Source organism: Paenibacillus xylanexedens, from assembly GCF_007680605.1.
GTDB classification, from domain to species: Bacteria; Bacillota; Bacilli; order Paenibacillales; family Paenibacillaceae; genus Paenibacillus; species Paenibacillus xylanexedens_B.
Window position 1 is genome coordinate 1 of sequence record NZ_VEIO01000021.1, and the last position, 2,513, is coordinate 2,513.

A 2,513-nucleotide genomic window follows, 5' to 3' on the forward strand; every position below is an offset into this window, starting at 1 on the left:
TCTTCTCCGCAAGGATATTGGCGCTGTAGCGCAGTCATCATATTCGTTATGCCGCGGTGCTCAACCATGACCCCTTTGGGCTGTCCCGTCGATCCCGAGGTATAGATCACATACGCCAGATCCCTTGCGCCGCTGATCGCTGGCAGGTTTGCCGGTTCTCCCGTATACAACGATGTGTCCGCCAGATTCAATACAGTGCCTGCGTAAGCTGGTGGCACTTCCATGTCTTCGCCGTATACAAGCAGTAGATCCGTCCCGCTGTCTTCCAGCATGTACCTAATTCGATCCGATGGGTACGCTGGATCGATTGGCAAGTACGCTCCGCCGGCTTTCAGAATTGCCAGAATCCCCACGACCATCTCCACCGAGCGATCTGCCATGATCCCTACGATCTGGTCTGTAGCCATGCCGCGTGAGCGCAGTTGGTATGCCAGCTGGTTCGACTTCGCATTCAGCTCTCCATACGTCATCCGCACAGACTTAAATACGACAGCCTCCCTATCTGGCATCCGTTCTGCTTGTTCCTCAAAAAGCCCGTAGATCGTCTGGTCCTTCGGATAGTCGGTCTTCGTGTCATTAAATGTCTCGAGCAGCTGACGTCTCTCTTCTTTTCCTAGAAAATCGGCGCTTAGGGTGGCTTTCCCCAAACCTAAGGTCTTTTTACCTATAGTCACTTTCAACTCTCCTTTCAATTTCGTATAAGTATTCCGCCAAATGATTGCTAGATTTTTTTATATTGTTTTATCAAAACAACTGTTAACTATTCCTCTTCATGCAAGTCGGAAACCTCATCTGCAATCATTCGCAATACTCGCTCAAAATACTGAAGCAACTTGGAAACGACCTCTTCAAGATAGATAGATACGATTCTTAAAGCTAATCCGTTAAATGCGGTCGATACAGAAAAATCCAATTTGGTATTCGTTCGTTCAAAATTCAATCCCTTTGGAGCATTCGAGATAATTGATGTTTCCTGCAAAGATTCGTATATATGAAAATCAACAAAATTGAATATGCTATCAAAAAAAGGATTGCCGTCATCGGATGTCTCGCCTGTTGCACGCATAATATCTCGCAATGGATATCTTCCAAAGTTTTTCATCTCCATGCATTTGGCGTGAACGTTCTGAATCCATTCCAACCATGTCATTTGCGGATCGATCTTCATTTTCACCGGCACTGTATTTAAGAAACACCCCAGTATTTTATCCCCGTCCTCACGAACAGGTCGTCCGTTTTCTACGAGTCCTGTTAAAACTTCATTGTCGTAGGTAAACATGGACAGACTGTACAAATACGCTGCAAAACAGATAGAACGCAAGCTTGTGCCGCTATTTTTCGCAAAACATTTGAGTTCTTCCACCAACCGGTTTTCCAAGACGTGAGTATACACATCGCTCTGTTTCAAGCCTGATTGTGTAGCCTCTGGAAGTTCCAGCCGCTTGTATTCCCTCAACTCTTCTTGCCAGAACGTTTGGAAATCCAGACGCTCTTTAACCGCTAACTGTTCAATCACATAATCCTTGTATGTGCTCTTCAAAGAGGTCTCTGCATGTCGATCAAATGTCCCTGCACCTAACATGCTGTAAGTGTTAAGCAGTTCCGTCATAAATGACGCAACACTCCAGCCGTCCAAGATGGCATGATGGAAAATCCAGCTCATATACAGCTGGCCCCCACCGAGTAAAAAGACCTGCATCCGCCAAAGAGGAGCTGTCCCTATATCAAATGGATGCTTGCGATCTTCCACCAACCAGCGTTTCACGAGATCGTTTTGCTCGTTCCCTTCCAGTCCGGATAAATCCTCCAGCCCAATGCGGACTTCCACGTGTTTTCGTACAATTTGAACGGGATAAGTACCTGTCTCCAGATAAAAATCTGTTCTTAAGATCGGATGCTTATCGACCATAAAACGCAATGCTTCCCTCAATCTTTCCAGTTGGAAACGCTCATCCTTAAGCCCATATACAAACTGATCGTGATAGACCGCTTCCTCAGACTGCAAGAGAGTATGGAAAATCATCCCTTGTTCGATATCGCTCATCGGATAGAAGTCTTCAACTTCACCCGCCTGTAGCGCGGGGCCAGATAAGATTTGGTCCTGCAACTCCTCCATATCAGCTGCCAGCGCTTTTTCGGTAGCCGCGAGGTCCAAATAATCACTCATGGAAAGGTTCGCCAAGAAAGACTCAATCGTCGGATATTGGTACAGATGATGGAGATTCGTTTTTTGTCCTATCGCTTGCTCCATCTTCGCGATCAGGCGTATCGTTTTAATCGAATCACCACCCAGTTGGAAAAAGTCGTCCTGGATGCTCACCGGATGCGAAAGGCCTAACACATCCTGCCAAATCTCTGCTAGCTTCGCTTCGGTCTCGCTTCGTGGGGCAACGTATTCGCTGGTTGTCTGCAATAGCCCTTGCGGCTCCGGTAGCACCTTTCGGTCCACCTTCCCGTTCGCCGTCAGTGGAATTTGCTCCACTTCCACCAGATACGACGGCACCATGTACTCA

The 2,513-nt window shown here is 47.1% G+C and carries 2 protein-coding genes; both read right to left on the reverse strand.

Features of this window, described 5'->3' with window-relative positions; all coding sequences use genetic code 11:
* Positions 1–674 (reverse strand): AMP-binding protein (locus tag FS818_RS28135; RefSeq protein ID WP_145336708.1); only part of this gene is annotated, 674 nt, incomplete at its 3' end.
* An 86-nt stretch (positions 675–760) separates the two neighbouring features.
* A partial coding sequence (locus tag FS818_RS28140; protein ID WP_260989990.1) for a condensation domain-containing protein occupies positions 761–2,513 on the reverse strand: 1,753 nt, incomplete at its 5' end.